The sequence below is a fragment of the Kribbella sp. NPDC051936 genome (assembly GCF_040680955.1).
Lineage (GTDB): Bacteria > Actinomycetota > Actinomycetes > Propionibacteriales > Kribbellaceae > Kribbella.
The window spans coordinates 116,807-140,367 of the sequence record NZ_JBFAXS010000008.1; the positions used below are offsets into that span (position 1 = coordinate 116,807).

The 23,561-nt window shown below is 70.1% G+C and carries 22 protein-coding genes; 7 read left to right on the forward strand and 15 right to left on the reverse strand.

What is annotated here, in order from left to right; translation table 11 throughout:
* Window positions 1–50: 50 nt before the first annotated feature.
* Together AB0L64_RS28020 and ffh are read right to left on the reverse strand one after the other, a co-directional pair.
* The gene (locus tag AB0L64_RS28020) at window positions 51–1,406 is read right to left on the reverse strand and encodes a lytic murein transglycosylase (protein WP_363714738.1); all 1,356 of its coding nucleotides are present in this window, start codon (window positions 1,404–1,406) and stop codon (window positions 51–53) included.
* A 273-nt stretch (window positions 1,407–1,679) separates the two neighbouring features.
* Window positions 1,680–3,236, reverse strand: coding sequence for a signal recognition particle protein (ffh, locus tag AB0L64_RS28025; protein ID WP_363714740.1), 1,557 nt, complete (start codon window positions 3,234–3,236; stop codon window positions 1,680–1,682).
* A gap of 184 nt (window positions 3,237–3,420) precedes the next feature.
* On the opposite strand from ffh, the gene AB0L64_RS28030 reads away from it, so the two are divergent.
* From AB0L64_RS28030 to AB0L64_RS28045, 4 genes are all read left to right on the forward strand, one after another.
* Window positions 3,421–3,666 carry a hypothetical protein gene (locus AB0L64_RS28030; protein ID WP_363714742.1) on the forward strand — a complete coding sequence of 82 codons (246 nt, stop codon included), beginning with the start codon at window positions 3,421–3,423 and terminating at the stop codon, window positions 3,664–3,666.
* Between the two features lie 2 nt (window positions 3,667–3,668).
* A complete protein-coding gene (locus tag AB0L64_RS28035; RefSeq protein ID WP_363714744.1) occupies window positions 3,669–4,817 on the forward strand; it encodes a hypothetical protein in 1,149 nt (382 codons plus the stop codon).
* Between the two features lie 79 nt (window positions 4,818–4,896).
* Window positions 4,897–5,778 carry an arginase family protein gene (locus AB0L64_RS28040; RefSeq protein WP_363714746.1) on the forward strand — a complete coding sequence of 294 codons (882 nt, stop codon included), beginning with the start codon at window positions 4,897–4,899 and terminating at the stop codon, window positions 5,776–5,778.
* 1 nt (window position 5,779) lies between these two features.
* The gene (locus AB0L64_RS28045) at window positions 5,780–6,268 is read left to right on the forward strand and encodes a hypothetical protein (protein ID WP_363714748.1); all 489 of its coding nucleotides are present in this window, start codon (window positions 5,780–5,782) and stop codon (window positions 6,266–6,268) included.
* Here AB0L64_RS28045 and AB0L64_RS28050 read toward each other — a convergent pair.
* From AB0L64_RS28050 to AB0L64_RS28065, 4 genes are read right to left on the reverse strand one after another with little or no spacing between them, the layout of a single operon-like run.
* Complete coding sequence (locus AB0L64_RS28050) at window positions 6,265–7,311, reverse strand: DUF2332 domain-containing protein (protein WP_363714750.1); 1,047 nt, start codon at window positions 7,309–7,311, stop codon at window positions 6,265–6,267. The genes AB0L64_RS28045 and AB0L64_RS28050 overlap by 4 nt on opposite strands.
* Before the next feature lie 10 nt (window positions 7,312–7,321).
* Window positions 7,322–9,580, reverse strand: a complete 2,259-nt coding sequence (locus AB0L64_RS28055) for a [protein-PII] uridylyltransferase (RefSeq protein WP_363714752.1) — start codon at window positions 9,578–9,580, stop codon at window positions 7,322–7,324.
* Entirely contained in the window at window positions 9,581–9,919 is a 339-nt protein-coding gene (locus tag AB0L64_RS28060; protein WP_131346991.1) for a P-II family nitrogen regulator, read from the reverse strand.
* A complete protein-coding gene (locus AB0L64_RS28065; protein WP_363714755.1) occupies window positions 9,916–11,271 on the reverse strand; it encodes an ammonium transporter in 1,356 nt (451 codons plus the stop codon). Before AB0L64_RS28065 ends, AB0L64_RS28060 begins: the two co-directional genes overlap by 4 nt.
* Window positions 11,272–11,615: 344 nt before the next feature.
* Between AB0L64_RS28065 and AB0L64_RS28070 the strand changes: the two genes are divergently transcribed.
* Window positions 11,616–12,149, forward strand: a complete 534-nt coding sequence (locus AB0L64_RS28070; RefSeq protein ID WP_359930713.1) for a TetR/AcrR family transcriptional regulator — start codon at window positions 11,616–11,618, stop codon at window positions 12,147–12,149.
* Here the strand turns inward: AB0L64_RS28070 and AB0L64_RS28075 are convergent.
* The 3 genes from AB0L64_RS28075 to AB0L64_RS28085 are packed head-to-tail and all read right to left on the reverse strand — an operon-like array spanning window position 12,138 to window position 14,787.
* A complete protein-coding gene (locus tag AB0L64_RS28075) occupies window positions 12,138–13,373 on the reverse strand; it encodes a hypothetical protein (protein WP_363714757.1) in 1,236 nt (411 codons plus the stop codon). The genes AB0L64_RS28070 and AB0L64_RS28075 overlap by 12 nt on opposite strands.
* Complete coding sequence (locus tag AB0L64_RS28080) at window positions 13,370–13,813, reverse strand: sigma factor-like helix-turn-helix DNA-binding protein (protein WP_363714759.1); 444 nt, start codon at window positions 13,811–13,813, stop codon at window positions 13,370–13,372. Before AB0L64_RS28080 ends, AB0L64_RS28075 begins: the two co-directional genes overlap by 4 nt.
* Window positions 13,814–13,839: 26 nt before the next feature.
* Window positions 13,840–14,787: an NAD(P)/FAD-dependent oxidoreductase gene (locus tag AB0L64_RS28085; protein ID WP_363714761.1), complete on the reverse strand. Its 948-nt coding sequence runs from the start codon at window positions 14,785–14,787 to the stop codon at window positions 13,840–13,842.
* A gap of 79 nt (window positions 14,788–14,866) precedes the next feature.
* Between AB0L64_RS28085 and AB0L64_RS28090 the strand changes: the two genes are divergently transcribed.
* Both AB0L64_RS28090 and AB0L64_RS28095 read left to right on the forward strand, forming a co-directional pair.
* Complete coding sequence (locus AB0L64_RS28090; RefSeq protein ID WP_363714763.1) at window positions 14,867–15,442, forward strand: helix-turn-helix transcriptional regulator; 576 nt, start codon at window positions 14,867–14,869, stop codon at window positions 15,440–15,442.
* A gap of 10 nt (window positions 15,443–15,452) precedes the next feature.
* Complete coding sequence (locus AB0L64_RS28095; RefSeq protein ID WP_363714765.1) at window positions 15,453–16,409, forward strand: asparaginase; 957 nt, start codon at window positions 15,453–15,455, stop codon at window positions 16,407–16,409.
* On the opposite strand, the gene AB0L64_RS28100 is transcribed toward AB0L64_RS28095, so the two are convergent.
* From AB0L64_RS28100 to cydB, 6 genes are all read right to left on the reverse strand, one after another.
* Window positions 16,410–17,633, reverse strand: coding sequence for a sigma-70 family RNA polymerase sigma factor (locus AB0L64_RS28100; protein WP_363714767.1), 1,224 nt, complete (start codon window positions 17,631–17,633; stop codon window positions 16,410–16,412). It abuts the gene before it with no gap.
* Entirely contained in the window at window positions 17,611–18,018 is a 408-nt protein-coding gene (locus AB0L64_RS28105; protein ID WP_359930694.1) for a YciI family protein, read from the reverse strand. The genes AB0L64_RS28100 and AB0L64_RS28105 overlap by 23 nt, the downstream gene beginning before the upstream one ends.
* 61 nt (window positions 18,019–18,079) lie before the next feature.
* A complete protein-coding gene (gene ftsY / locus AB0L64_RS28110; RefSeq protein WP_363715533.1) occupies window positions 18,080–19,282 on the reverse strand; it encodes a signal recognition particle-docking protein FtsY in 1,203 nt (400 codons plus the stop codon).
* 46 nt (window positions 19,283–19,328) lie between these two features.
* On the reverse strand, window positions 19,329–20,954 hold the full coding sequence (gene cydC / locus AB0L64_RS28115) for a thiol reductant ABC exporter subunit CydC (RefSeq protein ID WP_363714770.1): 1,626 nt from the start codon (window positions 20,952–20,954) through the stop codon (window positions 19,329–19,331).
* Window positions 20,951–22,576, reverse strand: coding sequence for a thiol reductant ABC exporter subunit CydD (cydD, locus tag AB0L64_RS28120; protein WP_363714772.1), 1,626 nt, complete (start codon window positions 22,574–22,576; stop codon window positions 20,951–20,953). Before cydD ends, cydC begins: the two co-directional genes overlap by 4 nt.
* Entirely contained in the window at window positions 22,573–23,556 is a 984-nt protein-coding gene (gene cydB / locus AB0L64_RS28125) for a cytochrome d ubiquinol oxidase subunit II (RefSeq protein WP_363714774.1), read from the reverse strand. Before cydB ends, cydD begins: the two co-directional genes overlap by 4 nt.
* Window positions 23,557–23,561: the final 5 nt, after the last annotated feature.

The following is a 23,561-nucleotide window of genomic DNA, read 5'->3' on the forward strand; positions in this document are numbered from 1 at the left end:
TCGCCGCTATCTCGGCTTACTGACCGTAGCAGGCCTGAATCGATCGGGCCTCAGCCGGCCGCCGAGGGTGCGTCGCTCGGGCTGGCCGACGACTCACCCTGCGGGGACGTCGTGCTGCAGGGCTCCGGCGTCGGTGTCAGCGTCGGGCTGCTGGTCGGCGCGGTGGTCGTCGCCGGGGTGCAGGTCGGGTCGCTCGTCGGGTCACCCGACGGCGAGGTCGTCGGCGAGGTCGGCGTGCTGGTCGGCGACTCCGTGGGCGTGGTCGGCGTCGTGGTCGGGCTCGTCGTCGGGCTCGTCGGCGTCTTGGTCGGGCTGCTCGGCGGCGGGCTCAGCGGCGGCCTGGTCGGCTTCGAGGTGGTGGGCGGCGTGGACGTGGACGTCGCCGGGCTGTTCGTCGGCCGCGGGGACGTCGGCGTCGAGCTCGTTGCGGCGGTCGGGCTGGAGCTCGTCGGCGCCGTGGTCGGGACCGTCGTCGGCGGCGCGGTGGTCGGCGGGGTCGACGTCGGCGTCGACTCGCGGTCGTCGGCGTTGCCGTCGTCGTCCGGGGTGTCGATGATGCCGGGCTTGTCCGGGATGCTCACGGTGTCGTTGCTGTACGACTGCATCCAGCGCAGGACGGTCGACACGTAGTCCATCGAGTGGTTGTAGCGCAGCACCGCCTGGACCAGGCCTTGCGGATCGGCGAGGTTCGCCCCGCCGGAGCAGAGGTAGTCGCCCGCCGCGCGCGCCGCGTCGAACACGTTGTGCGGGTCCTTGACCCCATCGCCGTTACCGTCGGCACCGAAGGCCCTCCAGGTGCCCGGGATGAACTGCATCGGCCCGACCGCGCGGTCCCAGGTCGCACTCCCGTCGTACAGCCCCTGGTCGGTGTCGGCGATCGCCGCCATCCCGGGGCCGCCGTCCAGGACCGGGCCGAGGATCTTGCCGCGGGTGTTGCCTAATCCGTCGACCTTGCCGCCGCTGGCGTGCCCGGACTCGACCTTGCCGATCCCGGCGAGCAGCGGCCAGGTGATGTGGCAGCCCGGCATCGACATCGCCAGGTCCCGCGCGGCCTTCTGGTACGCCGCCAGCACGGTGCCGGGAATGCCCGAGGCGTTCCCGAAAGCGCCGGGGATCGGCTGCACGGTGCCGTCCGTCGTCCCCGTGACGGGAACCTGGACGGTGGACTTGTCCTGCGTCGGCAGGCTGCCGTCGACGCCCGGCTGGTCGGGCACGTTGTTCGCCAGGTCGTCGAACACCGCGTCCTGGCGCGGGGCGGACAGCGCGTGCGCGTCGACGATGAACGTGTTCGAGGTGACTCCGCCGACCACGAACACGGCGACCATGGCGGTGGGCGGGGCAAGGCACACCCAGGTGGCGGTCAGCTTTCCCCGCCAGGTATCCAGGTTCTTGAACTGCTGCCTCATCCGAACCGTCCTCGACGCAATACGGGCGTTGGTGTGTCTTCCGGGCGTAGGCACGATCTTAGCCGTCGGGAGGTCGGCCACAACCGGCGCCGGTGCGCCGTCACCGAGTACCGAACGGTTCGTTCGGGTGCCCGTCGCCGGTTGTTCACGTCACTACCCCACCACCGTAAGCCGGAGGGGGCATCCCTCGCGCCGGGTGATCGGATGACAGTTCTGCCATCCGATCAGCTGACAGGACGCGTCGGTACTGCCCTTTCGGGAAGACCAGGAGGGTCAGTTGCCGCCGAGCATTTTCTTGAAATCGTCCGGCAGTTCGAAGTCGCCGCCGTTCTGCCCGCCGAACGCGGCCGGCAACTGGCCCGGCTCCGGAGCCTGCGGCTGCCGGCCGGCCTGGTTCGCCCGCTTGGCGGGGTTGCCGGAGCCGCGCTTCTTGCCCTTCTTCTGCTGCTGCTTGGCCTTCCGGGCGCCGCCGCCCATGCCGGGCATTCCCGGCATCCCGGGCATCCCCGGCATGCCCTTGCCGGACGCCATCGCGGCCATCATCTTGCGGGCCTCGAAGAACCGCTCGACCAGGCCGCTGACGGTGGCCACCTCGGTCCCGGAACCCTTCGCGATCCGGGCCCGGCGGGAGCCGTTGATGATGTTCGGGTCGGCGCGCTCGGCCGGGGTCATCGAATGGATGACCGCCTCGATCCGGTCGATCTCCCGCTCGTCGAAGTTCTCCAACTGATCCTTGAACTGGTTCGCACCGGGCAGCATGCCGAAGATCTTGGTCAGCGGGCCCATCTTCCGGACCGACTGCATCTGGGCCAGGAAGTCGTCCAGCGTGAAGTCCTTGCCGCCCTTCTTGGCCAGCTTGGCCGCGGTCTTGGCGGCCTCCTCGGCGTCGAAGGTCTGCTCGGCCTTCTCGATCAGGCTGAGCACGTCACCCATGCCGAGGATGCGCGACGCCATCCGGTCGGGGTGGAAGACGTCGAAGTCCTCGAGCTTCTCGCCGTTGCTGGCGAACATCACCTGGCGGCCGGTCACCTGCGCGATCGACAGCGCCGCGCCACCGCGGGCGTCACCGTCGAGCTTGGACAGCACCACCCCGTCGAAGCCGACGCCGTCCAGGAAGGCCTGCGCGGTGGTGACCGCGTCCTGGCCGATCATCGCGTCGACGACGAACAGGATCTCGTCCGGGCTGACGGCGTCGCGGATGTCCGCGGCCTGCTTCATCAGCTCCTCGTCGACGCCCAGCCGGCCGGCGGTGTCGACGATGACCACGCTGTGCTGCTTGCTACGCGCCTCGTCCATCGCCTTGCGGGCGACCTCGACCGGGTCGCCGACGCCGTTACCGGGCTCGGGCGCGAACACCGGGACGCCGGCGCGCTCGCCGACCACCTGCAGCTGGGTCACCGCGTTCGGCCGCTGGAGGTCGGCGGCGACCAGCATCGGGGTCTGGTGCTTGGTCTCCCGCAGCCACTTCGCGAGCTTTCCGGCCAGGGTGGTCTTACCGGCGCCCTGCAGACCGGCGAGCATGATCACCGTCGGCGGCTTCTTGGCCATCCGCAGCTCGCGGGTCTCGCCGCCGAGGATGTTGATCAGTTCCTCGTTGACGATCTTGATGACCTGCTGCGCCGGGTTCAGCCCGCCGCGCACCTCGGCGCCGGCGGCGCGTTCCTTGACCGCCGCGATGAACTCCCGCACGACGGGCAGCGCGACATCGGCCTCCAGCAACGCGATCCGGATCTCCCGGGCGGTCGCGTCGATGTCGGCGTCGGTCAGCTTGCCCTTGCCCCGCAGGTTCTTGAACGCGGTGGAGAGCCGATCGGAAAGCGTGTCGAACACGAGAAACAGTCCGTTTCGTCGAAGCGATGAACTCCCCGAGTCTACCGGCCCCGCAACCTGTGGATCACCTGCGGCAGCCCCACCCCGTCAGACGACTGCGCGACCCCACACCCCGCTGTACGGGTGGATGGGCCTCACGTCCGGTTACTGTGCTGATGTCGGTTCGAGTGCGGGGAGGGTGCAGATGCAGGGCGAGCAGTCGGCAGAGATGGCCGAGGCGCTGCGGGTGCTGGAGTCCGCGGACCTGGAGCAGGGCTCCAGGCAAGAGCGGCTGGCGGCGTTCGCGCGGGCTCGGGAGGAGATCTGGGCGATCGCGGATCGGGCGGGCTCCGACAGCACCGCGATTCGCGCGTTGACCCGCGGCCTGGAGTCTTCCGAGGAGTTGCTGGCCGAGGGCGCGCCCTGGGACGAGCCGAGGGCCGGCAACTGACCGTGGCCGACAGCGAGGGCATAGTCCTGGTCGATCGGTCGTCGGAGACGTACAAGGAGTTCGCCCGCCTCTACCAGATCGCCCAGGGGTTGCACCCCGGCGGCGAGAACGGTTGGAAGCAGGACCTGTACGCCCGTACCGACGCCAAGTGGGGCGGGTTTCACAACAAGGACGGCTCGATCCGGCTGAACCAGCGGCTCGTGCTCGACCACCTCACCGGCGGTGCGCCGAGCGCCGACCCCGAGGCCCAGGCGCAGGCCCTGGCCACGGTGCTGCACGAGTCCAAGCACTCCCGTTCGCCGATCGACGCCCCGAACGAGCCGAACGCCGTACGTAACGGCACGTCGATCGCGGTCAACGAGGCATTCGTCGAGATCAGCGCCGTCGAGGACTTCCGGACGTTCGCCGACCAGGCCGCGTACGACGGGGTCCCGGATCCGGAGCCGGAGTACCAAGGTGCGGTGCAGGCGGGCAACGCGCTGCTGGACCGCGCGACGACCTCCGCGCAGCAGCGTGACCAACTGCTCCAGGCGGTGGTGGACCAGCCGACGGTGATGGGCTGGGACACGGTCGCGGACACCATTGTCCGCAACGAGCTGGCGGACGTCGTACCGCCCGATCCCGAGCACCAGCAGGCCGCGCGTGCACACCTGGTGAACCAGATGGCGATCCCCGAGTGGGACGGCGTCCAGCATCGTCCGGGCCGCGGCGGCATGGTCGCGGAGCTGACCGTCGAGGGCATCGATAGGGGCGTCGGACAGCTCCGAGAGCATTACCAGCAGAACCCGGGCGAGCCGTATCCCGCGCGGATGCCCAACCCCGCTGCCGCGGTGTCCACGGATCTCCAGGCCGGGGAGCAGCAGCGCTCCGTGACCAACGAGACCGGTGCGCGGCTTGAGTCGGCCGGCCGCACCGAGCCGGCGGAGCTCGACACGCTTCCTCCGCCGGATGCCGGCACGCGCGTCTCGGTCGGCGCCGGGCAGGGAGACGCGATGCGGTTCCTGCAGGATCAGGCCCCGGCCGCGGGGGCCACTCATCGTCGGCCGGAGCTCGGCGACGGTGCGCGTGGCGCCGGAGCGCCCGCCGGTGCGGGAATCAGCCGGCCCGGCGTCGATCGCGGGGCCGGACCGACTCCGCGGGGACTCGAGTAGCCGCGCCCCGTTGACAAGCTACAGCGCGGACAGCCAGCATCTAACCGGTTGAATTGCATTTACCGGTTAGGAGATATGGATGCGGGTTGTGCTGGACGGGCCGTCCAACCTGGGGTTGCGGGCGCCGGCTGCCGGTGTGGTTCCGGGGTGCTACAAGTTGGCGGGCGCGGTGCGGGACCGGGGCTTTCTGGCGCGGATCGGGGCGGAGGACGGCGGCTGCGTGACGCCGCCGCGGTACGACATGGCCGGGTGGACTCCGGGCGACGGCGTGTTCAACGCGGCGGCCATGGCGGCGTACACGGTGCGCTTGGCGGATCGGGTGGCCGGGTTCGTCGGGCAGGGGAAGTTCGTCGTGCTGTTGGGGGGTGAGTGCAGCAACCTCCTCGGCCCGGCGCTGGGGCTGAAGCGGCTCGGGCGGTACGGCGTCGTGTACATCGACGGCCACTCGGACTTCCGGACCGTCGGCAACTCGCCGTACGTCGGGGCCGCCGGCGGTGAGGCGCTGGCGTTGGTCACCGGGCGGGGCCAGGCGGACCTGACCGATCTCGAAGCGCTCGGGCCGTACACGCTCGACACCGACGCGGTGCTGCTCGGGATCCGGGCCGACGACGAGTACGTCGGCGACGTCGAGAAGGCGGGCATCCCGGTGTGGCCGGCGGCGAAGATCGCCGAGGACCCGGACGCGGCGGCTCGCGGGACGCTCGCGCACCTCGACCACCTGGACGGGTTCTGGGTGCACCTGGACGTCGACATCCTCGACGCCGCTGTCATGCCGGCCGTGGACAGCCCGGACCCGGGCGGGATCGACCACGACCAGCTCCGCGCGCTCCTCCGCCCGCTGCTCGCGTCACCCCGGTGCGTCGGCTTCGACATCGGCATCTTCGACCCGGACCTCGACCCCGACGGCCGCTACGCCGCCGAACTCACTGACACTCTCGTCGCAGCACTGCAGGGGGTGTGAGGTGCTCGAGTTGCTGTCGGCGGACGGTCCGGACCCTGACCACGCGGAGGCGCTGATGCTCTACGGCCGCCTGGTCGGCACGTGGAGTATCAGCAACCGCTACCGGTTCCCCGACGGCCAGTGGCGCACCGCCGCGGGTGAATGGCGTTTCGGTTGGACCTTGGGCGGACGGGTCATCCAGGACGTACTGCACTGCCCCGAGTTCCAAGGACGCTTCCCCGGCACCACAGTCCGCATGTACGACGTACAGACCGGCCTGTGGCAGATCACGTGGATCTCGCCGAACATTCCGTCGTACTTCATCCAGACGGGACGCCCCGACGGCTCCGGCGGGATGATCCAGGAGGGCACGGACGCGGCCGGCGTTCGCTCGCGGTGGACGTTCACCGACGTCACTCCGACCTCCTTCCACTGGCAGGGATTCAGCGCGGCATCCGACGGTGAGCTCGAGCTGTTCCAGGAGATGCGCGCTACCCGTCGGAGCGCTTAGCCCCAGACCAGGTCCTGGCCGTGGGGAGCCGCGGTGCCCAGTGCGCGCGTCTTGCCATCCGGCCAGGTCTGCAGGTCCACGCGGTACTCGTAGCCGTCCGTGCCGCGGCCGTGGGTCATCACGGCGTGCGGCTCGAGGCTGAGGTGGGCCAACGGCGCGGACTCGGTGGCCTGCGCGCCGAGCTCCGCCAGCCGGGCCTGGATCGCGGATCGGTCGGCACGGCGGAGGTACTGCCACATGATCGAGTGCCAGACGACGGTGACGTGTCCTTCCGACAGCTCCAGCCCGTTCAGGAACGAGACGGCGTCTTCACGGCGTACGTCGGCCGCGACCTCGTGGGCGACCTGCAGCGCGCCGCGGAGCCGGGTCAAGCGATCGGGCATGTCCGGCCAGACGTACGACGTCAGCGTGAGCGCACCGTCCGGCGTCAACGGGTTCACCGGCGCGATGTCACAGCCGACCCGCTCCGCGATCCGCAGCTCCACCGACGGCACCTGTCCGGACCAGGCCGACTCGAAAACGACCGGACTGTCAGCAGGCCCGTACGACGTCCCGTCCGCCACGTATCGGAAGCGGTCGGCGCGCAGGTTCAGTCCCCCGCTGGCGCCGATCTCGAACAGCCGTACCGGCAGTGGGACTGCCTCGACCAGCTGCAGCAGACCGCCGTACAGCGCCGCCGACCGGCCGACCTCGTTCGTCTGCGGAGGTTGTGTCAGCAGTGACCGCACCTCGCCCAGCCGCGACTGCAGGAGCTGCTCGAACGCCTCCCAGCCGAGCACCGGGTCCCAGGCCCCGCCGGCGCTCGGGTAGAACGCCGCCAACTCCGGTGCGGTGCCGGACAGCACCATGCCGTGCACAGCCGCCAGTAGCCGCAGACCGATCGCCTCGCCGAACGAACGGCCCTCGTACTCGGCCAGTACCTCGCCCGAGACCCCACCGACCTCGTAGTCGTCCACGAGCAGCCGGAGCAACTCGGCATACATCGGGGACCCCAGACCCTCACACGCGGTCGCTTGTCGCTGCAGTGCCTCTACAACATCCACAAAAGGGAGCCTAGAAGCTCAGTCGATCCAGCACCGACTTTGCCGTCGTCCGCGCGTCCTCGGGTTCTAGTGCCGCGCCGTGACGGTCGGTGAGGTAGAAGACGTCGACACACTCCGCACCGAGCGTGCTGACGTGGGCGGAGCGGATGTCGGCGCCAGTAGCCGCGATGGCCGCTGTGACGTCGTACAGAAGCCCTGGACGGTCATGCGCCCGCACCTGCAGCACAGTGGCGGTTTCGGAGGCCTCAGGCAGCAAGTCGACCCGGCTGGCAACACGAGGTCGCGACGAGTCCCTTGCAGCCAACCGGCGTACGACGTCGGCAGAGTCACGCAACGCCACAGCCAGCCGGTCACGCAGCCGCACAGGGTCGGGAGGCGAGCCCGCGACGGTCCACTGCGAGATGCCCAGGCCGTCGACGGACGTGATGACCGCGGACCGCACAGCCAGCCGCTCCACCGCGAGCACGGCGGCGACGGTCGACAGCGTGCCAACTTGGTCGGGTACGGCGACGTTCACCCGCAGGTCCCCGTGGTGATCGCTCACGGTGACACCAAGCCGGCCCACGCCGACGACCTGGTGCAGCACCGGCACCGGAACGGGCGGCGTCTCGGCCCACATGCTCTCGCCACCGCCGGCCAGCTCACTGCGCACGCGCCGGCACAGCTCACCGACCAGCCGCATGCGCCAGGGCGACGACGCGGCCGGACCAGCGGCCCGCGCGTCGGCGTACGTCAGGGCCTCCAGCAGGTCCAGGGTCTCGGTGCTGCGCACGATCCCGACCACCATGTCCACGGTCATCGGGTCTTCCAGATCGCGCCGGGTGGCGACCTGCGCAAGCATCAGGTGCTGCCGGACCAGCAGCGTGATGATGTCGGAGTCCGCCTCGCTGAAGCCGATCCGGCGCGCCACGCGGGCCGCGATGCCCGCACCGGTGACGCTGTGGTCGCCGTCGAGCGCCTTGCCCAGGTCGTGCAGTAGCGCGGCGACCAGCAACAGGTCAGGGCGCCGTACGTCGCGGACCATCGCCGAGGCCTCGACGCAGGTCTCCAGCAAGTGCCGGTCCACGGTGAACCGGTGGATCGCCGACTGCGGCGGCCGGAACCGGACCGCGTCCCACTCGGGCAGGATCCGGGAGATGTACCCGGCCTGGTCCAGGGCCTCCCAAACCTCGAGCAGCCCATGGCCCGCGCCGAGCAGGGCGCACAGCAAGCGCCGCGCCTCCCCCGGCCACGGCTCTGGCAAGTCTGCTGCCGACGCCGCCAGCCGTGCACAGACAGCAGGCGACAACACGAGCTCCCGGTCGGCAGCGACCGCAGCAGCACGCAGACCGAGCACCGCGTCCCGCTCCGGACGCGCGTCCGGCATCAGCACGACCTCACCCTCGTGCTGCCCCACGCCTTCGTCCAGTGCGAGCAGCAGCGGCCCACCGGTGCGCTGCCTGCGCCGGGACCGTGGCGGTTTGGTCATCAAGCTCTCAACGCGCCGCCAGGACACGTCGCACACGTGCGCCAGCGTCCGGCCCGTCGCGTACACATGCCGCAGCAGCTCGTCCCGCCCGGCCAACCCGAGCCCGGCCGCCACTTCACCGGCCAGGTCGGCAACCAGGCGGTCTGTCGCGCGCCCTGCCACCTCGTGCAGGACGTCACGGACCTCGAGCAGGTCCCGTCGCGCCCGCTCCAGTACCGGATGCGGTACGTCGACCAGCCACGACGCCACCAGCGCACGCAGTACGACCGCGTCGCGCAGACCGCCGTACGCCTCCTTCAGGTCGGGCTCCGCGAGATGTGCGAGCTCTCCAACACTGGATGCCCGGTCGCGGCACGCCTGCGCCAGACCGGGCAGCCGTGACTTCGCAGTACGCCGCCAATCGGCCATCAGCACCGACCGCAGCTGCAGCGTCAGGTGCGAGTCCCCCGCCACATGCCGCGCGTCCAGCAGCCCCAAGGCAACCCTGTCATCAGCCGCCGCGGCGTCCCGAGCCTCGGCCAGCGTGCGCACGCTGTGGTCCAGCTTGGTCCGGGAGTCCCACAGCGGATACCAGATCTGCGCGGCCAGCTCGTCGATGCGCGGATAGCCCTCGGCATGCACGAGCATCACGTCGAGATCGCTGTACGGCGACAGCTCCTCACGCCCGTAGCCGCCCACCGCGACCAGCGCGACGCCCTCGGTGGGCACACCGAGGGCGTCGCAAGCCTTCGCGAGCAGCAGCTGCAGCAGCGCGTCCGCCTCTTCGGCGCGGCCGCGCCGCTGCTCTGCCCGGTCCTGCATCTAGAGCGCGTCTCCGTCCAGCTCGCCGGTCCGGACCCGGACGATCGTCTCCACCGGGGTGACCCAGACCTTGCCGTCACCGATCTTGCCGGTCTGCGCGGCCTTCACGATCACGTCCACCACGTCGGCGCTGTCGCCGTCCTCGACGACGACCTCGAGCCGTACCTTCGGCACCAGGTCGACCTCGTACTCGGCGCCGCGGTAGACCTCGGTGTGGCCCTTCTGCCGGCCGTAGCCGCTCGCCTCGGTGACCGTCATGCCGGTGACGCCGAACGTCTCCAGCGCGGCCCGGACGTCCTCCAGCTTGTGCGGCTTGACCACCGCGGTGATCAGCTTCATGCCTTGACACCTTCCTTCTCGGACGCCTCGGTGGAGCCATTCTCCTCGGCCGGGACCGTCGCCGGTGCGGGCCGGGTGGAGAGCGCACCGCGCAGACCCGCGGCGCTGAGGTAGTCGTACGCCGTCTCCGCGTGCTCGACCTGGTCGACGCCGGTGACCTCGTCGTCCTCCGTGACCCGGAAGCCGATGGTCTTGTCGATGACCTTGCCGAGGATGAAGGCTACGGCGAAGGAGTAGATCCCGACCACCACGTTGGCCAGCGCCTGCTTGCCGAGCTGCGAGACGCCGCCGCCGTAGAAGAGGCCGTTGACCGCGGACGGCGCCGCCGCCGAGCCGAGCAGACCGATCGCCAGCGAGCCGAACAGACCGCCGACCAGGTGCACGCCGACCACGTCGAGCGAGTCGTCGAAGCCGAGCTTGTACTTCAGCGACACCGCGAAGGCGCAGATCGCACCGGCGAACAGGCCGAGGATGATCGCGCCGACCGGCGTGACCGCGCCACAGGACGGGGTGATCGCGACCAGACCGGCGACCGCGCCGGACGCCAGGCCCAGCGTGGTGGCCTTGCCGTGCGTCAGCCGCTCGACGATCAGCCAGCCGATGACCGCGGCGGCGGTGGCGACCTGGGTGTTCACGAAGGTGACCGCGGCGGTGGTGCCGGCGCTCAGCGCGGAGCCGGCGTTGAAGCCGAACCAGCCGAACCACAGCAGACCGGCGCCGAGCAGCACCAGCGGCAGGCTGTGCGGACGCATCGGGTCCTTCTTCCAGCCGATCCGCTTGCCGAGCACGATCGCCAGCGCGAGCGCGGCGGCACCGGCGTTCACGTGCACCGCCGTACCGCCGGCGAAGTCGATCGCCTTGAGCTTGTCGCCGATCCAGCCGCCGTTGCCGTCGTCCAGGAACCAGACCGAGTGCGCGACCGGGAAGTACACCAGCGTCGTCCAGCCGACGACGAACACGATCCAGCCGCGGAACGTGGCCCGGTCGGCGATCGCGCCCGAGATCAGCGCGGGGGTGATGATCGCGAACATCAACTGGAAGGCGACGAATGCGAGCGTGGGCGTCGTCCCGCTCACCGCCTCCGGTGCGAGCAGGCCCTTCAGCCCGACCTCGGAGAAGTTCCCGATCACGTGCCCGGTGTCACCCGCGAACGTCAGCGAGTAGCCGACCACCACCCAGAGGATGGTGACGACGGCGATGGTGACGAAACTCATCATCATCATGTTCAGCACGCTCTTCACGCGCACCATGCCGCCGTAGAAGAAAGCCAGGCCCGGGGTCATCAGCATCACCAGGGCGGCACTGGCCAGAACCCAGGCGGTATCGCCGGCGTTGATCTCCATCAACGTCATCCCTTCCATCGAACTGGGGGTGGCCGGCGTCCTCAGTCGGGAGGTCTCCACAACGCCGGGGAGCCCGCCGCTCGGCCACACCGCAAACGGTGTCGGCGCGCCGTTTCAGCCGATCGGTCGGTTTGTTTCAGGCATGTGACAAAGCGGGCTCCCAGGTGACATCGAGGTGACATAAGCCACGACGGGCCGGAGTGTGGCACTCTGGCCTGGACCACACGGGGTGCAGCCGCGCCACTGCCCCCGTCCGAGCTGGGGACGACGAAATGGAGCCGAACTACGGGGTGAGACCGCGACGCGGCAGGCCACGGGACCCGGAAGCGGAGCCGAGAATCCGCCGGTACGCCGTGCAACTGCTGCTGGAGCGGGGATTCGACGGGATGACGGTGGACGACGTCGCCGAGGCCGCGGGAGTGGGCAAAGCGACGATCTACCGCCGGTGGGCCAGCAAGGAGCTGCTCGCCAACGACGCCATGGCCGAACTGTTCGATCTGGAGATCCCGGATCCGGACACCGGTTCGATCGCGGGAGACCTGCGCCAGGTCTACCGGGTCGCGCTGGCGTTCGCGAACAGCGACTACGGCCGGGCAATGATCCGCCTGGCCGTTTCGGAAGCGACCCGTGACGAGCGGTCCGCGGCGATCTACCGCGGAGTGCTGGAACGTCGGATCGAACTCACCAGACAAGCACTGGAACGCGCCAGGAAGCGCGGTGAACCGATCAAGAGCACCGCCGACCCGGTGCTGATGGTGGAATGGATGGCCGGGGTGTTCGTGATTCGCGCCCTGACCGGACAGCCGATGCCGCCGCCGGAGGATGCCGACCGCCTGGCCGACATCACCCTGCGCGCAGTACTCGAGATGCCGACCTCAGGGCCGTAGTCCAGGCCCGAGAGCAACCTGGTCCACGCCCAACTCGGTGACGCGTCGGACCCGGCCACTGTCGAGGTTCCAGGCCAAGACCCAGCCACGGACCCGGAACAGGACGTTGTTGTCGTCGTACCAGCCGAGTACGGCGCAGCAACCGACCTCACGCACGAACGGACGGTCCCCCGCCCCCTCCTGGGTCGGGGGACTGTCTTGTGGTTCACCGAGCACCAGCAGCCGGCTGGGCATCGTGCTGAGCGTGGAGATCGCCGCCACCACCTGCGGCTGCGACACACGGGTCGGAACCTGTGGCAGCGTCTCCGAGACGAAGACCCGGGCCGCGCCGGTGATCGACGAGAACGTCTGGCCCTGCCAGGACCGGACCGGCAGCGTGAGCGGGTTGTCCTCCATCCACTGGCCGTTGAACATGTAGCGCATCACGGCCCCGGTCTGGATGCGGAACGGCGAAGTGGCCTCGTTCGGGTCCCTGGTCGCCGCGACCCGGAACACCGGGTCTTCCCCGTAGCCGCCTTCTCCGACGAGCACCTGGTACGTCGCATCGCGCCCGCCGACCAGGGCCCACCGCCCGTCGGCGACCCAGGACACGCTGAGATAGTCGCCACCGGGCAGCGGGAACCGGGCGATCTGCGCCGTCGTAGCGTCCACCGTGACCAGCGCGCCCGGCTGCGGGAAGGCGGCGACGTGGCCGTCCGGAGAGATCGCGCCCGGGCTCAGCGGCGGGCCGTTGTCGACCGGCGCGAGACCGACGTCCGCCTGGACCCAGGACCCGTTCGCGTCGAGCATGAGCGGCGCATAGCGGTCGCCGTGCTTCACCAGGACGACCGCCGCGATGTTGTGCAGGGTGTGTTTCGCCAACGGGCGGACCTTGTGGGGCAGGTCCAGCCGATCACCGAGCGGCGTCTCCAGCCGGTCGAGGAAGCGCTCGCTGCCGGGCGGCGGCGCCACCCAGAAGTCGATCCCGCTGATCTTCCCCGACGCCTCGATGTAACCGGGCGGCGTCGGCGGCGGCGTGATGTCGGCCCTGCCGCGGGTCCCGGCCCCGATCAGGATCGAGGCGACGACGGCCAGTGCGATGACAGCGATCACGCTGAGCGCCGTCAACCGCCGCCGGCGCCGGTTGACCACCAGACCGGCCGCCCAGGCGGCGTCGGCGAGGTCGGGCTCCGAGAGCCGATCGGTCGTCTGGAGGAGCAGCGGCCGGACGTCCTCGCGTCTCATCGGGCATCACGCCAGTCGCCCGCGCCGAGCGCCGTACGGAACCGGCCGAAGGCGCTCATGCCGTTCGCGTGCACGGCGGTCTGGGACATCCCGAGCACATCGGACACCTCGAACTCGGTGAGCTCCTCGAAGTGCAGCAGCACGAGCACGGTGCGTTGCGCGGGCGTCAGCTCGGCCAGGGCGGCCCTGATCGGGTCCTCGTCGTCCGGGAACGGTTTCGCACGGTTCCACGGACGCAGAGCCGGCTGGTAGAGCAGGCGCTGGACGAACGCATCCGGGTCGTCGACCCTCGCCCAGCGCACGGACAGCTGCGTGAAGGCGTGCAGCAGCAGCTCCTCAGCCCGGTGCAGGTCGCCGTACACGAGGTACGCCGTGCGGAGCCAGCTGCCTTGCCGCGCATCGACGAACGAGGCGAAGTCCGGGTCGACCGTGTCGCGCATCCACCCTCCCAGCCCCATTCAACTCCTCAACTACTGCGGGCTGCTACTGCCAACCGTGTCTCTTCGGAGATCAGGTCGAAGTTGAGGCCGGCTCCGGCCATCAGTCCGGCCGCCGCGGAGGGCATCACTTGCGCCATCGGATTGGCGACGTTGCCGGCCGCGAACACACCAGGGACCTGCGTGGCGCCCATGCCGTCGACCTGGACCGCGGTGCCGACCTCGACGCCGTTCGACTCCACCAAGGTGGGCTCCAGCCCCAGGTCGGCCAGGAAGCCCGCACGGGCCCGCACGGTGGTCTGAATCGCCAGCACCTGCCGCGGAACGACCTTGCCGCCCTCCAGCCGCACGCCGGTGATCCGGTCGTCAGTCACCTCGAGCTGCTCGACCTTCCCCTGCACCACGGAGATTCCGCGGGCAGCCAGCTCCTCCCACTGCTCGCCGGTCGGCTCGGGCGCAGTGTGCAGGAACAGCGTGACGTCATCGCTCAGCTGCCGGAACAGCTGCACCTGATGCAGCGCCATGGGGCTGGTCGCCAGCACACCGATCGCCTGGTCGCGCACTTCCCACCCGTGGCAGTACGGGCAGTGCACCACGTCCTTGCCCCACCGCTCAGCCAGCCCGGGTACGTCGGGGAGCACGTCGGTCAGGCCCGTCGTCACCAGCAGCCGCCTGCTCCGGTACGCCGTACCGTCCGCCAGCTCCACTGTGAACCCTTGCTCGTCGCGCCGGGCCGTTGTCACGGTGCCGTCGACGAACTCACCGCCGTACCCCTCCACCTCCTCGCGGCCGATCGCGTAGATCTCGCGCGGCGGTACGCCGTCACGGGTCAGGAAGTTGTGCACGCCGTCGGCGGGCGCGTTCCGCGGCGAACCGTCGTCGATCACCAGCACCGACCGGCGGGACCGGACCAGCGCCTGCGCTCCGCTCAGCCCGGCCGCACCGCCGCCGATCACGATCACGTCGTACTTCGTCATCTCGGGACTCCTCCGTTGTCTCCAGGTCTGCTCCCAGGGTGCGTGGTGATTTTCATTTTCGACAAGTACTGTTGCCGGTATGGCAAACGACGAGGACGTTCTCGAGTCGGTCGGGCCGCGGCTGCGGGCGCTCCGCGGCGAGCGCGGCACGACCCTCGCCCAGCTCTCCGAGACCACCGGGATCTCGGTCAGCACCCTGTCCCGGCTGGAGTCCGGGCAGCGCCGGCCGACGCTGGAGCTGCTGCTGCCGCTGGCTCGGGCGCACCAGGTGCAGCTGGACGAGCTGGTGGACGCGCCGCCGACCGGTGACCCGCGGATCTACCCGAAGCCGATCAAGCGGCACGGCACCGTGCACATCCCGCTGAGCCGGCGGCCGGGCGGGCTGCAGGCGTTCAAGCAGATCCTGCCGGAGGGCTACCCGGGCCATGACGTGGAGCAGAAGACGCATGAGGGCTACGACTGGTTCTACGTGCTGTCGGGACGGATCCGGCTGAAACTCGGCGACCAGGACTTCGTCGTCAAGGAGGGCGAAGCGGTCGAGTTCGACTGCCGGGTGCCGCACTGGTTCGCCAACCCGGGCCCTGGACCGGCAGAACTGCTATGTCTATACGGCCCGCAAGGGGAGCGGATGCACGTCAGAGCGCGGACCCGATAGGAGACAAGCAGTGAGCGTCGCGTTGTTCACGTTGGGCGGGACCATCTCGATGGCAGGCGCCCATCGGCTGACCGGTGACGACCTCACCGCCGCCATGCCCGGGCTGCCCGACCTGGGCCATCCGGTCGAGATCCAGGACATCGAGAAGGTCCCGAGCGCGAACCTGACCGCGGCCAAGATCCTCGAAGTCGTCGACGCCGCCTCCAAGGCCGTCGCTGCCGGAGCCGTCGGCGTCGTCGTCACCCAGGGCACCGACACGCTCGAGGAGAGTGCCTTCCTCGCCGACCTGGTGTGGCCGCACCCGCAGCCGCTCGTGTTCACCGGGGCGATGCGCAACCCGACACTGGCCGGCCCGGACGGGCCGGCGAACCTGCTGGCCGCACTCCGCGTCGCCTGCTCCCCCGCGGCCCGCGACCTGGGCGCACTGGTCGTCTTCAAGGAAGAGATCCACGCGGCCCGCTGGGTGCGCAAGACCCACAGCACCAGTACGGCGACCTTCGTGTCGCCCAACACCGGCCCGATCGGCCACGTGGTCGAGGACCAGGTCCGCGTCCTGACGCGTCCGCTGCGGCTGGACGGCGTGCAGGGCAGTGCTGAGCCTGCTGAGCTCGACAACACCCGTGTTGCGCTCTACACGGTCACCCTGGACGACGACGGCGTACTGCTGGAGGGCCTGGCCGACACACACCAGGGTCTGGTCGTTGCGGGGTACGGCGTCGGGCACGTGCCCGCCAAGCTCGCACCGGTGCTCGGTGAGCTGGCATCGCGGATCCCGGTCGTCCTCACGTCGCGCACCGGCGCCGGCTCGATCGTCCGCAACACGTACAACTCCCCCGGCTCGGAGACAGACCTGTTGCAGCGCGGGCTGATCGACGGCGGCTTCCTGGACCCGTACAAGGCGCGCGTCCTGCTGCGGTTGCTGCTGGCAACGGACGACGACCTGACCGTCTTCGGGCAGTACAGCTGATCAGCTGAGCGACGCGGCCTTGGTCATCAGGTAGTCGCGCTCCGGCAGACTCGTCGTACCGCGGGCCGCCGCCCGGAAGTGTTCGGCGGCGGCCTCGTTGTCGCCGCGCATCTCGTAGAGATGACCGCGGGTGGCGTCGAGGCGGTAGTGGCCGGCCAGCTCGTCGTCGAGTGGTTCGAGCAGCTTCAGGCCGGCGTCGGGGCCGTCCACCATGGCGGCCGCGATCGCCCGGTTGAGCTTCACCATCGGGTTGCCGGACAGGTCTTCCAGCAGGCCGTAGAGCGCGAGGATCTGCGGCCAGTCGGTGTCCTCGGCGCGGTCCACCTCGTCGTGGAGTGCGGCGATCGCGGCCTGGAGCTGGTACTCGCCGAGCGGCGGCGTCTCGAACGCCTCGACCGCGAGCGCGACGCCCTCGGTGATCTGGTCGCGGTCCCACAGCGACCTGTCCTGCTCTGCCAGCGGGATGAGCTCTCCGGTCTTGCCGGTGCGTGCGGTACGCCGTGCGTCGGTCAGCAGCATCAGCGCGAGCAGTCCGGTGACCTGACCGTCGTCCGGCAGCTGAACCCGTACGGCGCGCGTCAGACGGATCGCCTCGCTGGACAGATCGCTGCGGTGCAGCTCGGGTCCGCTCGTGCTGGTGTACCCCTCGTTGAAGATCAGGTACAGCACGTGCAGCACGTTGCGCAGCCGGTCCGGGTCGGCGTCCAGCTCGAAGCTGGTGCCCTTCAGCTTCGACTTCGCCCGGCTGATCCGCTGGGCCATCGTCGCTTCGGGCACGAGGTACGCGGTGGCGATCTCGGCGGTGGTGAGACCGCCCACCGCCCGCAGCGTCAGCGCGATCGCCGAAGCAGGTGTGAGGGCGGGGTGGCAGCACAGGAACAGCAGCCGCAGCGTGTCGTCGTGTTCCTCGACCTCTCCTAGCGGCACTTCGCGCAGGGCCGCCCGCTCCTCACGGCGCCGGCGCGCCTGTTGCTGGCGGACCTCGTCGATCAGCCGCCGCGACGCCGTCTGGATCAGCCAGCTCTTCGGGCTGTCCGGCCGGCCGTCGCGCGGCCAGGTGGTCGCCGCGGCGAGCAGTGCCTCCTGCACGGCGTCCTCGGCCGCTGCGAAGTCACCGGACCAACGCACGACCACGCCGAGGACCTGCGGCGTCAGCTCGCGCAGCAGGTCCTCCAGCTCGTGGCCCGGGCCGTCAGCGTGGTCAGAAGTCGTGGAGATCGCCATCCGACTCCATGAGGCGGCGTACCTCGATCGGCTGCTCCAGCGGTACGCCGCCGGGCCCCGGCGCGGCGGACTGCTCGGCCGCGATCTCCAGCGCGCGCTCCTCCGACTCGACGTCGACCATCGTGTACCCGGCCAGGATCTCCTTGGACTCGGCGTACGGGCCGTCGGTCAGCACCGGAGCGCTGACACCGGTCGAGCGAACCACCTTGGCGTGCTTGGGCCAGCTCAGGGCGTTCACCTCGACCAGCTCACCGCTCTGCCGCAGCCGCTCCACATGGTCGCCCAGGTACTTCATGTGGGCGTCCATGTCGGCCTTGTCCCACTCCAGCATCGGGGTGTCGCAGTTACCGCCGTCCATGTTCATCAGCAGCATGAACTTGGTCATGTTCTTCTCCTCCTCGTGGAGCCTTTACCCGGGAGACGAAGCCGCGAGCGGGTTCTCTACATCAGTCCAGCAGGGCGTCGACGAACTGCTCCGCGTCGAAGGGTGCCATGTCGTCGGCTCCTTCCCCCAGGCCGACCAGCTTCACCGGGACGCCGAGTTCGCGCTGCACGGCGATCACGATGCCGCCCTTCGCCGTTCCGTCCAGCTTGGTCAGCACCAGGCCGGTGACGTCGATGACCTCGGCGAACACCCGCGCCTGGGTGAGGCCGTTCTGGCCGGTGGTGGCGTCGATGACCAGCAGGACCTCGTCCACCTCGGCAGTCTTCTCGATCACCCGCTTCACCTTGCCGAGCTCGTCCATCAGGCCGGTCTTGGTGTGCAGGCGGCCGGCGGTGTCGACCAGGACGACGTCCGCCTCCTCCTCGATGCCCTGCTTGACCGAGTCGAACGCGATGCTGGCCGGGTCGCCGCCCTCCGGCCCGCGCACGGTCCGGACGCCGACGCGCTCACCCCAGGTCTGCAGCTGGTCGGCCGCGGCGGCACGGAACGTGTCCGCGGCGCCCAGGACGACGTGCTTGTCCTCCGCGACCAGCACCCGGGCCAGCTTGCCGACCGTGGTGGTCTTGCCGGTCCCGTTCACGCCGACGACCAGTACGACAGCCGGCTGCGCCTCCTTGCGGGTCACGTTCAGCGACCTGTCCAGCGACGGGTTGACCAGGTCGATGAGCTCCTCGCGGAGGATCTCGCGGGCCTCGGCGGCGCCGACGCCCTCGACACGCATCCGGGTGCGCAGCTTGTCGACCAGCTCCTGCGTGGGCGCCACACCGACGTCGGCGGTGATCAGCGTGGTCTCGATGTCCTCCCACGCCTCCTCGTCCAGCTTGTCGCGCGACAGCAGCGCGAGCAGGCCCTTACCGAGCGAGCCCTGCGAGCGGGCCAGACGGGCCCGCAGCCGCACCAGGCGGCCCTGCGCGGACTCCGGCTTCTCGATCGTCGCCGTGGCGGCCTCGGCCTCCGGGAGCTCGGCGTCCTCCAGCGTGCGGGTCGGGGTGTCCCGCGGTTCCTCCGCGTCCTCACCGACCTTCGGCTCGGGAGCCTCGACCGCGGGCTTCGGGGCAGCCGGCGGCAGCTCGGCGCGGCGCCGCCGTGCGACGACCAGACCGGTGGTGCCGACGACCAGCACGACAGCGATCGCGACGACGATCGTGATCAGAGCCTGGTCGGTCAGCAGCGGGAGGAGCAGCGAGACGAGCAGTGGGGTCAACACGATTCCCCATCTTGACAGACACCCGGCCCGCCGCCCGCATTTGTCACGTCAGGCAAACCTGTTGTCGCGTTACGTGAGGAGGCACCAGCTCCGGCCGGTGCGTGAGCAGGACCACAGTCCGGTCGCCCGCGGCCCCGAACAGGTCAGCCAACAACGCACGGCCGGTCTCCTCGTCCAGGTGCTCCGTAGGCTCGTCCAGGACGAGTACGTCGCGGTCCGCGAGCAGCAGCCGAGCGAATGCGAGCCGCTGGCGCTCACCGCCCGACAGCCGCGCGCCGTGCTCCCCGACCATGGTGTCCAAGCCGTCCGGGAGACTCTCGACGAGCAGCCCGAGCCGTGCCCGGTAGAGCGCCTCCCACAGCCGGAGATCGCTGGCCCCCGGCTTCGCGAGCAGCAGGTTCTCCCTGATGCTCGTGTCGAACACGTGACTCTCCTGGGTGAGCAGCCCGACGACTGAGCGCACCTGATCGCCTTGAAGCCTGGCCACGTCGACACCGTCCAGCAGCACCTCTCCCCCGCGCGGCTCGAGGAACCGCAGCAGCACCGACGCCAGCGTGCTCTTGCCGGAGCCGCTCGGCCCGGTGATCACAACACGGCTCCCAGCGGGCAGGTCGAGATTCAGTCCGTCGAGCACGTCGCTGTCGTCGTACCCGGCTCGGAGCAGCCGCACCTGGAGGTCGCGTCCGGCCGGGAGCGGCAGCGGCTCGACAGGCTCGGACACCGGTGTGGGCGTGTCGACCAGTTCCTGGACTCTGTCGAGGGACGCCCGGACGCGGATGGCCAGCTGGGCTGCCGCAGGGAGTCCGCCCAGTACGTCGGCCAGGGCGAGCGGGGTGAGGACCAGTACGGCGAAGACGGCGCCGGTGATGTTCGCCGTACTCCCAAGGACCAGGGCGGCGATGCTTGCTCCGCCGACGCACAGGATGAGGAGCGCGCTGCCGAGGCCGGCGCTCCAGGCCGACCGGCGTTCGGCCGCGGCCAGACGCGCGTCACGGCGGCTGAAGTCGTCCAGCACCGCGTCGATCGCGTTGTAGGCGACCACGTCGGCTGCCGTGAGCAGAGCCTCGGTCGTGGTGGCTGCGACATCACCACGGGCACCTGCCAGATTGCGCTCGGCCCGCTCCGCGGTGCGGGCAGTCAGCCACGGTACAACGGTGCACGCGATCAGGACTGCCACCGCGACCGCTGCACCGGCTGCTGGAAGGAGGATCGCGAGGAGCGCCACTGTGGCAGCTGCTGTCACGGCGGCGACCGTGGCGGGAAGGAGGACTCGCAGCCAGAGGTCGAGGACTGCGTCCACGTCGAGCACCAGCCGAGCGAGAAGGTCGCCCTTTCGCTGTGAGGTGAGCGGTGCAAGCTTCTCCAGCCGTCCGGTGATCCGTGCGCGGGTCTCCCCCAGCACGCGGTACGCCGCGTCGTGGCCGACGAGGCGCTCGACGTACCGGAACACCCCGCGCCCGACACCGAAGGCACGGACCGCCACGATCGGCACCATCAGCAGCAACACCGGAGGCTGCGCCGACGCTGCCGTGATCAACCAAGCCGAGGTAGCGAGCAGAGCAACAGCCGACCCGGCCGCCGCGACACCAAGCACCAACGCCAACGCCAGCCGCCACCAAACGGAGCTCTGCGGGCGGGTGAGGGGATCAAGGGCGGTTAGACGCTTCACGCGTTCACCAACTCTCGGGCGGCTAGGTCGACTGTGCGGTCGGCCGACGCGATCAACGCGGGACGGTGAGCGACCATGAGGACTGTTCGGCCGCTGGCGCGCAGGCCGGCGATCACTTCAGCTTCTGTGCTGCTGTCCAGGCCGGCTGTGGGCTCGTCCAGGAGGAGGACTGGGGCGTTGGTGACCAGGGCCCGGGCCAGGGCTACTCGGCGCTGCTGGCCGCCTGACAGTTGCTGGCCCTGCTCGCCTACTGCCTTGTCGAGGGGCAGGTCGGCGGCGCCCGCTGTGAGGAGTGCGAGGCGCACCTCGTCGTCCGACGCCTCCGGCCGGCCGAGCCGTACGTTGTCGGCAACGGTCCCCAGCCGCAGTCCGGGGCGCTGCGGCACCCATGCAAACTGCCGTCTCCACTCCGCCGGGTCGAACTCGTCAGCCGCACTGCCACCGGCGACGACCACGCCATGCTCCGGCTGGACGAACCCGAGCAGTACCGCGAGCACCGTCGACTTGCCGGCGCCACTGGGGCCGGTCAGCGCCACCACCTCGCCCGGGCGCACCTCCAGGTCGAACCCGTCCAGCACCGGCTCGTTCCGCCCCGGGTAGCGCACGGTCACGTCGTACAGGTGCAGCGAACTCACCCTCAGGTCCGGTACGTCGATGCGGTCGCCACGCACCGGCAGCGGCGTCTCCAGCACGCGGAACACCTCTTCGCTCGCCGCCACCCCGTCCGCACTGGCGTGGAACTGCATGCCGACCTGTCGCAACGGCAGGTAGGCCTCCGGCGCCAGGATCAGCACCATCAGGGCCGTTTCGAGGCCCAGCTTCCCGTCGACCAGCCGGAGACCGACGCCGACGGCAACCAATGCCACTGACAGGCTCGCGAGCAACTCCAAGGCGAACGACGACAAGAACGCGATCCGCAGGCTGCCCATCGACGCGGCGCGATGCCGGTCGGTCACCCGTCGTACGGCCTGCTCCTGAGCCTTCGCGCGACCGAACAACTTCAGCGTGGTCAGTCCGCCGACCACGTCCGCGAAGTGATGCGCCAGGACGGCCAGGGCGTGCTGACGCTGCCGACTGCGTGCCTGAGTCACCCAGCCGATCAGCGCCATGAAGACGGGGATCAACGGCAATGTGATCAGCACGGTCCCAGCCGCGATCAGGTCTCCGGTCGCCATCCAACCGACCACCCCGGCCGGCACGGTGGAGGCCAGCACGAGCTGCGGCAGGTAGCGAGCGAAGTACGGGTCCAGGTCGTCCAGGCCCTTGGTCAGCAGAGTTGTCAGCGCACTGCTGCGTTCACCGCTCAGCCACACCGGTCCGAGCTTCAGTGAGTGCTCGAGCACCTGCCGTCGCAGCGTGGACTTCACAGCGGCCGCAGCGCGCTGCGCGACCACTTCCTGCGCCCACACCAGCAACGCCCGTCCGGCGATGACAGCAGCAAGGCCCCAGGCGACTGCGACCACTCCGCTGCTCCGCAGTACGACGCCCGCGATGCCATGCGCCAGCAGCACCGCCTGGACAATGATCAGCACGCCGCTGAGAACACCGATCACGACTGACGCCGCCAGGAAGACCCGGGCGCCGCGAGCCCTCCTCAGCAGCCGCGGGTCCAGCGGCTTCACGCGACCACAACCCGCTGACGGAACACCCAGTACGTCCAGCCCTGGTACAGCAGCACCAGCGGCATGAAGATCGCCGTGATGATCGTCATCACCTTCAACGTGTACGCCGACGACGCCGCCTCGACCGCCGTCAGCGTCGACCCCGGATCGAGTGTCGACGGCATCACGTCCGGGAACAGCGCGACGAACAGCGACACGACGGCCAGCCCGATCGCGAACGTCGTACCGGCGAAGGCCCAGCCCTCGCGCCGCAGCGCGTTCGCGACCAGGCCGCCGGCGAAGGCGACCACGGCGGCGATCGCGATCCCCACCGAGACGGTGTCGCCGCGCAACGCCTGCGCCCAGGCGAGGAAGCCGATCGCGAGGACGGCGGCGAGCGCACCGGTCCGGGTGGCGAGCCGATTGGCGCGGACCCGCAGGTCGCCGGTGGTGCGCAGCGCGAGGAAGATCGCGCCGTGGGTGACGAAGACCGCGACGAACGTCAGCCCGCCGAGCAGGGCGAACGGGTTGAGCAGCGTCCCGAAGCTCCCGACGTACTCGTGATCGGCGTCCAGCGGCACCCCGCGCACGATGTTGCCGAAGGCAACACCCCAGAGCAGGGCCGGCAGCAGCGAGCCGACGACGATCATCGCGTCCATCCGCGACCGCCAGACCGGCTCGTCGCGCTTGCCGCGGTACTCCAGGGCGACACCGCGCAGGATCAGCCCGACCAGAATCGCGAACAACGGCAGGTAGAACCCGCTGAACAGCGTCGCGTACCACTCCGGGAAGGCCGCGAAGGTGGCCGCGCCGGCCATGATCAGCCACACCTCGTTGCCGTCCCAGACCGGCCCGATGGTGCTGATCGCGGCCCGGCGCTCGGGCTCGTTCCGGCCGAGCACACGGTACAGCATCCCGACGCCGAAGTCGAAGCCCTCGAGCACGAAGTACCCGGTCCACAGTGTCGCGATCGCGACGAACCACACAGTCGTCAGTTCCATCTCGA